This window comes from Actinoplanes sp. NPDC048791, from assembly GCF_040650095.1.
Lineage (GTDB): Bacteria > Actinomycetota > Actinomycetes > Mycobacteriales > Micromonosporaceae > Actinoplanes.
The window spans coordinates 1-7088 of record NZ_JBEZGQ010000407.1 but is presented as its reverse complement, the minus strand read 5'-3'; the positions used below and the strand labels follow the sequence as shown (position 1 = coordinate 7088).

Annotated in this window: 5 protein-coding genes and 1 pseudogene; 4 read left to right on the top strand and 2 right to left on the bottom strand. The window is 71.1% G+C overall.

Annotated features, from left to right (window positions below):
* Positions 1-574, bottom strand: a pseudogene (locus AB0C29_RS26110) (glyoxalase/bleomycin resistance/dioxygenase family protein); the annotation flags it as partial.
* A gap of 158 nt (positions 575-732) precedes the next feature.
* On the opposite strand from AB0C29_RS26110, the gene ndk reads away from it, so the two are divergent.
* Entirely contained in the window at positions 733-1149 is a 417-nt protein-coding gene (gene ndk, locus AB0C29_RS26105) for a nucleoside-diphosphate kinase (RefSeq protein WP_360825083.1), read from the top strand.
* 6 nt (positions 1150-1155) lie between these two features.
* Here ndk and AB0C29_RS26100 read toward each other — a convergent pair whose 3' ends face one another.
* The gene (locus tag AB0C29_RS26100) at positions 1156-1596 is read right to left on the bottom strand and encodes a carboxymuconolactone decarboxylase family protein (RefSeq protein WP_360825079.1); all 441 of its coding nucleotides are present in this window, start codon (positions 1594-1596) and stop codon (positions 1156-1158) included.
* 61 nt (positions 1597-1657) lie between these two features.
* On the opposite strand from AB0C29_RS26100, the gene AB0C29_RS26095 reads away from it, so the two are divergent.
* The 3 genes from AB0C29_RS26095 to ileS all read left to right on the top strand — a co-directional run.
* A complete protein-coding gene (locus AB0C29_RS26095; protein WP_360825076.1) occupies positions 1658-2323 on the top strand; it encodes an SMI1/KNR4 family protein in 666 nt (221 codons plus the stop codon).
* Between the two features lie 62 nt (positions 2324-2385).
* Entirely contained in the window at positions 2386-3921 is a 1536-nt protein-coding gene (locus tag AB0C29_RS26090) for an alkaline phosphatase D family protein (protein WP_360825073.1), read from the top strand.
* Positions 3922-4139: 218 nt separating this feature from the next.
* The coding region (gene ileS, locus AB0C29_RS26085) for an isoleucine--tRNA ligase (RefSeq protein WP_360825070.1) at positions 4140-7088 on the top strand (2949 nt) is incomplete at its 3' end.

The window sequence follows — 7088 nt, the reverse complement described above, 5'->3', positions numbered from 1 at the left end:
GTGGCGGCTCGTCCGGGCCGCGGCCCCACTGCCGGTCCCGGGTCGCCCACGGCGGGGGTTCCGGTTCGCCGCCCAGCAGGTCGTCGTCCGGCAGGTCTTCCTCGTAGTACGTCGGGGGGACGTTCTGGGTGCCCAGGTCGTAGGTCTCCGCCTCGTCCCAGTTGATGCGGACGCGGCGCATGTCGTCCACGTCCACCGTCACCGGCAGGGTGTCGCCCACCCGCGGCCATTTGGCCACCGGGACGCGGGGGTCGCGGACCGTCACCTCCGACGTCGGCAGGCCGGGGGCCACGATCACTATCTGCAACTCCGCGCGGCCGTAGATCGCCGTTGCCGGCGGTTCCGAGATGGCCTTGACCTGCGCTGATCCTGCTACCCAGGCGCGGGCGCCGCGCCGGACCACGTTGACCATGCCCAGTGCGATCGCCAGGATCAGCATCGCCAGGCCCAGGGCGACGATCGCCCAGCTCGACATGCCGAGGCCGAACAGCATCACGAAGACCGCGATCGTGCCGACGACCGCCGCCACGAGTTTGCGGGCCGGAGCGATCGGCCGGCCGTTCTGGTTCGCCACAGTGGACCTCCCGGGTGTACCCGTCAGGTTACGTAGCCGCGACCGCCCGTGGAAAGTGCGCTACCGGGCGGTTGCCGCTCGCGCCTGATCCGGTACCGATAGGCTGACCTCCCGACCGGCGTGTCGGCTTGCCACGTCCTACCCAGGAGGAACTACCGGTGTCCACTGCCACCGAGCGCACGCTCGTGCTCGTCAAGCCCGATGCGCTGCGGCGCGGCCTGCTCGGCGAGATCCTGAGCCGGTTCGAGCGCAAGGGCCTCACGATCGACGCGCTGGTCGTGCGGACCATGGACGCCGAGCTGGCCGACCAGCACTACGCCGAGCACGTGGACAAGGCCTTCTACCCGCCGCTCAAGGAGTTCATGACCAGCGGGCCGCTCGCCGCGCTGGTGCTCTCCGGCGACGAGGTCATCGCGGTCGTCCGGGCCCTGGTCGGCGCCACCGACGGGCGCAAGGCCGCCGCGGGCACGATCCGCGGCGACCTGTCGCTGTCCAACCGGGAGAACCTGGTCCACGCCTCCGATTCCCCCGACAGTGCGAAGCGTGAGCTCGCCCTGTGGTTCCCGGAGCTCTGAGCAGGCTCAGACCTCCAGCGGCGGTTCGTTCTGGATCGCGATCGACAGCCGGTTCCACACGTTGATCGTGGCGATGGCCATCAGCAGATCGGCCAGCTCCTCCTCGGTGAACTCCTTGGCGGCCGGCGCCCAGACCTCGTCCGGGACGCCGTGCTCGCCGAGGCGGGTCACCGCGTCGGTCAGGGCCAGCGCGGCCCGCTCCCGTTCGCTGAAGAACGGGGCGTCGTGCCAGGCCGCGACGGCGAAGAGGCGCCGGCTCGACTCGCCGGCGGCCAGCGCCTCGCGGCTGTGCATGTCGGTGCAGAACGAGCAGCCGTTCACCATCGAGGCGCGCAGCTTGATCAGCTCGTACAGGGTGGGGTCGACGCGGTCGCGGCAGTACTGCTCCATGCCGTAGACGGCCCGGTACGCGGCCGGTGCGACTTTGTCGATCGCCAAGCGGGGCATGAATCCTCCTGTGGTCGTGGTGTACACCGTCAGGACGAGACAGCGACGAAGGACGTGACAGATGGCCGACGCCTGGGCTGATATCCGCCGACGGCTCGCCGTGCTGGCCGCTGACCCCGCAGGGGACAGAGTGTTCGGGCGGCACGGCCACCACTGGGTCCTGGAGCCGCCGCTGAGCCCGGTCGAGCTGGCCGAGCTCGAGGCCCAGCTGGGCGTGGAGCTGCCGGGTGAGTACCGGTCGTTCCTCGTGACGGCGGGCCGGGGTGGGGCGGGGCCGGGCTACGGGCTGTTCCCGCTGCGGCGGATCGACGGCAGCTGGCAGTGGGAGGGTGACGGCGCGGACCTGACCGTCCGGGAGACCCTGGCGCAGCCGTTTCCGCACACCGAGGCGTTCAATCCCGCGGACGGCTTCACCGACCCGCCGGATGAGGCGGACTTCGACTCCGAAGAGGCGTTCACCGAGGCCGAGGACGACTACTGGGAGCGGCACGACGCGGTCGTCTACGCCCCCGAGCACGCGGTCGGCCTGCTCTACCTGTGCCACCTCGGTTGTGCGCTGCGGGAGGTGCTGGTGGTCAGCGGCCCGGCCCGCGGCCAGATGTGGGCGGACGACACCGCCGACGACGGCGGCTTCCGGCCGCTGCTCGACGACGACGGCACGCCGCTCGGCTTCGGTCGCTGGTACCGCCGCTGGCTGGACGCGGCCGGGGCGCAGCCGGTCGCCTGATCTTCGGGTGCCGTCCATCTCGGTCCCGCCCGGGCTTCACCTGGCCCCGAGAGCCTGCCGGTATGACCTCCATCGATCGACGTAGCCTGCTGCGGGCCGGGGTGGCCGGCGGCGTACTCGGTGTCCTGCCCGCCGGGCCGGTCTTCGCCGGCTGGTCGGCGCAGCGTCCGGTGCTCACCCACGGGGTGCAGACCGGCGACGCCACCGCCGACACCGCGGTCGTCTGGGCCCGGGCCGACCGCCCCAGCCGGATGTGGGTCGAGGTCAGCCGGCGGCCGGATCTGCGGGGAGCGCGCCGCGTGCGCGGCCCGGTGCTCACCCCGGACACCGATTTCACCGGCAAGGTGCATCTGCGCGGCCTGCCGGCGGGGGAGAAGCTGCACTACCGGGTACGCGCGGAGAGCCTCGACCGCGCCGGCCTGCTCAGCGAGCCCCTCGACGGCTCGTTCAGCACCGCGCCGGTACGCCGGCAGGACATCTCCTTCGTCTGGACCGGTGACGTGGTCGGGCAGGGCTGGGGCATCGACCCTGCGTACGGCGGCCTGGCCCTGTTCGAGTCGATGCGCCGCCGCCGGCCCGACTTCCTCCTGCACAGCGGCGACACGGTCTACGCCGACGGTCCGCTCGTGCCGGCCGTGACGCTGCCGGACGGCCGGATCTGGCGCAACCTGGTCACGCCGGAGAAGTCCAAGGTCGCCGAGACGCTGGGCGAGTACCGCGGTCAGTACGCGTACAACCTGCTGGACGACGCGTACAAGGCGTTCGCCGCGGAGGTTCCGCAGGTGAACCAGTGGGACGACCATGAGGTGGTCAACAACTGGTATCCGGGGGAGATCCTCGACGACGCCCGGTACACCGAGAAGCGGGTCGACGTGCTCGCGGCGCGGGCGCACCGGGCGTACCACGAGTGGGTGCCCACCCCGCAGCGGTCCGGGCCGGTCCACCGCAAGATCTCGTACGGGCCGCTGCTGGACGTGTTCGTGCTGGACATGCGCACGTTCAAGGACGTCAACGACGGCAACACGTACGCGGATCCGTACCGTGGCCTGCTCGGGGCCGAGCAGCGTGAGTGGCTGATCCGCGGCCTGCGCACGTCCCGGGCCACCTGGAAGGTGATCGCCAACGACCTGCCGCTGGGCGTGGTCGTGCCGGACGGCCCGGCCGCCCAGGAGGGGGTGGCCCAGGGTGACCCGGGCGCGCCGCTGGGCCGGGAGCTGGAGTTCGCCCGGGTGCTGCGGGCGGCGCACCGGGCCGGCGTGACCGGGATCGTGCTGCTCACCGCGGATGTGCACTACACCGCGGCCCATCACTACGACCCGGCCCGGGCCGCGGTGCAGGACTTCACGCCGTTCTGGGAGTTCGTATCCGGCCCGGCGCACGCGGGCGCGTTCGGGCCCAACGCGCTGGACGGCACGTTCGGCCCGGAGGCGGTCTTCGTGAACGCCCCGCCGGTCGCGAACACGTCCCCGGCCGACGGGTTCCAGCACTTCGGTGAGGTGCGGATCGACGGCCGGACCGGTGCGCTGCGGGTCGACCTGCGGGACCGGGCCGGTGTGTCGCTGTGGTCGACGACCCTGCCGAAGCCGCGGAACAAATGACGGCCGGTATCGTTGTGTAGTCAGGCGTTGATCCGGCCATCACCGGGGAGTCTCCGGAAGAACAGACCTCACGGTCCCAGTAGAACCGGGCGGCACCGGCCCGCACTCCAGCCGGCGAACGAAGCGGGCGGCCCTGTGGCCGTCAAGCGAGGTGGTACCGCGGGCTCCGGCTCGTCCTCGCAGTCCACGCAAGTGCACTGCTCGAGGAGTGACCACCGATGGCTTATCCCAAGCACACCGACGCCGCCGGCGTACCGGCGAGCCCCGACCTGCCCGCGGTCGAGCGGGCCGTGCTGGAGCACTGGGCCGCCGACAAGACCTTCGAGGCCAGCGTCGACGCGCGCCCGGCCGGCGAGAACGGCAGCAACGAGTACGTCTTCTACGACGGGCCGCCGTTCGCCAACGGGCTGCCGCACTACGGCCACCTGTTCACCGGCTACGTCAAGGACCTGGTCCCGCGCTACCAGACCATGCGCGGCAAGCACGTCGAGCGCCGCTTCGGCTGGGACACCCACGGGCTGCCGGCCGAGGTCGAGGCCGAGAAGCAGCTCGGCATCACCACCAAGGCGCAGATCCTCGAGCTGGGCGTGGACAAGTTCAACGACGCCTGCCGGACCTCCGTGCTGGCCTACACCAAGGACTGGGAGCGCTACGTCACGCGCCAGGCCCGCTGGGTTGACTTCGGCAACGACTACAAGACCCTCGACCCCAGTTACATGGAGTCGGTCATGTGGGCCTTCAAGACCCTGCACGAGAAGGGTCTGATCTACGAGGGCTTCCGGGTGCTCGCGTACTGCTTCCGGTGCGAGACGCCGCTGTCGAACACCGAGACCCGGATGGACGACGTCTACCGGGACCGGACCGACCCGGCGCTGACCGTCACCTTCCAGTTGGAGACCGGCGAGCGGATCGCGGTCTGGACCACCACGCCGTGGACGCTGCCGTCGAACCTCGCGCTGGCCGTCGGCCCGGACATCGAGTACGCGATCCTGGAGAAGGACGGCTCGCGCCTGATCGTCGGCGCCGCCCGGGTGGCCGCCTACGCCAAGGAGCTCGACGGATACGAGCAGGTCGGGACGGTGCTGGGCCGGGAGCTGGCCGGGCGTCGCTACACCCCGATGTTCGACTTCCTGGTCGAGCAGGCCGGCCCGAACGCGTACCAGGTGCTGGCGGCCGACTACGTCAGTGACGAGGACGGCACCGGCGTCGTGCACCAGGCGCCCGCCTTCGGTGAGGACGACCAGAACGTCTGCAACGCCGCCGGCATCCCGACCGTCGTGACCGTCGACGACCACACCCGGTTCACCGCGCTCGTGCCCGACTACCAGGGCGTACAGGTCTTCGACGCCAACAAGCCGATCACCGCCGAGCTCAAGGCCCGCGGCGTGGTGCTGCGGCACGAGGGGTACACGCACTCGTACCCGCACTGCTGGCGCTGTGACACCCCGCTGGTCTACAAGGCCGTGTCGTCCTGGTTCGTGGCCGTGACCAAGTTCCGGGACCGGATGGTCGAGCTCAACCAGGAGATCACCTGGACGCCGGCGCACATCAAGGACGGCTCGTTCGGCAAGTGGCTGGCCAACGCCCGGGACTGGTCGATCAGCCGGAACAGGTTCTGGGGCTCGCCCATCCCGGTGTGGAAGTCCGACGACCCGACCTACCCGCGGGTCGACGTCTACGGCTCGCTGGAGCAGCTCAGCGCGGACTTCGGCGTCGAGGTCACCGACCTGCACCGGCCGTACGTGGACGAGCTGACCCGGCCCAACCCGGACGACCCGACCGGGCAGTCCACCATGCGCCGGGTGCCCGAGGTGCTGGACTGCTGGTTCGAGTCCGGCTCGATGCCCTTCGCGCAGGTGCACTACCCGTTCGAGAACAAGGACTGGTTCGAGCACCACTACCCGGGCGACTTCATCGTCGAGTACATCGGCCAGACCCGCGGCTGGTTCTACACCATGCACGTGCTGGCCACGGCCCTGTTCGACCGGCCGGCGTTCCGCAACTGCCTGAGCCACGGCATCCTGCAGGGCGCCGACGGCCGCAAGATGTCCAAGAGCCTGCGCAACTACCCGGACGTCTACGAGGTGTTCGACTCGTACGGCTCGGACGCGATGCGCTGGATGCTCATGTCGTCGCCGGTGCTGCGCGGCGGTGACATGCCGGTGACCGAGACCGCGATCCGGGACTCGGTGCGCCAGGTGCTGCTGCCGGCCTGGAACGTCTGGTACTTCTTCAGCCTGTACGCCAACGCCGCCGGTCACGAGGCCCGGTTCCGCACCGACTCGACGCACCTGCTGGACCGCTACATCCTGGCCAAGACCAGCGAGCTCGTCACGGACACCACCCGCCAGCTCGACGAGTACGACATCTCGGGGGCGGCCGCGTCGGTGCGGTCGTACCTGGACGCGCTGACCAACTGGTACGTGCGCCGCTCCCGGGACCGCTTCTGGGCCGGCGACGCCGACGCGTTCGACACCCTGGCCACGGTGCTGGAGACCCTGTGCCGGGTGGTGGCGCCGCTCGCGCCGCTGACCGCCGAGGAGATCTGGCGCGGCCTGACCGGCGAGCGCTCGGTGCACCTGACCGACTGGCCGACGGTCGAGGCGTTCCCCGCCGACCCCGAGCTGGTGGCCTCCATGGACGCCATCCGCGAGGCGGCCTCGGCGGCGTTGTCACTGCGCAAGGCCAAGGCGCTGCGGGTCCGGCTGCCGCTGGCCAAGCTGACCGTGGCCAGCCCCGACGCCGACGCGCTGCGGCCGTTCGCGGACCTGCTCGCCGACGAGGTCAACGTCAAGGAGGTGCAGCTCAGTGCCGATCTGGCCGCGTACTCCCAGCAGGTGTTGACCGTGGTCCCGCGGGCCCTGGGCCCGCGCCTGGGCAAGCAGGTCCAGGTCGTCATCAAGGCCGTCAAGGCCGGCGACTGGGAGCTCGTCGACGGCGCGCCCGTCGCCGCCGGCGTCACCCTGCAGGAGGGCGAGTACGAGCTGAAGCTCGTCGCCGCCGACGCGGAGAACTCGGCGCCGTTGCCGGCCGGCCGGGGCGTGGTGCTGCTCGACACCGAGGTCACGCCCGAGCTGGCCGCCGAGGGCCTGGCCCGCGACCTGATCCGGGTCGTGCAGCAGGCCCGCCGCGACGCCGACCTCGACGTGTCCGACCGGATCGCGCTG

Excerpts from the sequence above, each read along its gene's own strand:
- AB0C29_RS26100 (WP_360825079.1), bottom strand. The coding sequence starts at position 1,596 with ATGCCCCGCTTGGCGATCGACAAAGTCGCACCGGCCGCGTACCGGGCC.
- AB0C29_RS26095 (WP_360825076.1), top strand. The coding sequence starts at position 1,658 with ATGGCCGACGCCTGGGCTGATATCCGCCGACGGCTCGCCGTGCTGGCC.
- AB0C29_RS26090 (WP_360825073.1), top strand. The coding sequence starts at position 2,386 with ATGACCTCCATCGATCGACGTAGCCTGCTGCGGGCCGGGGTGGCCGGC.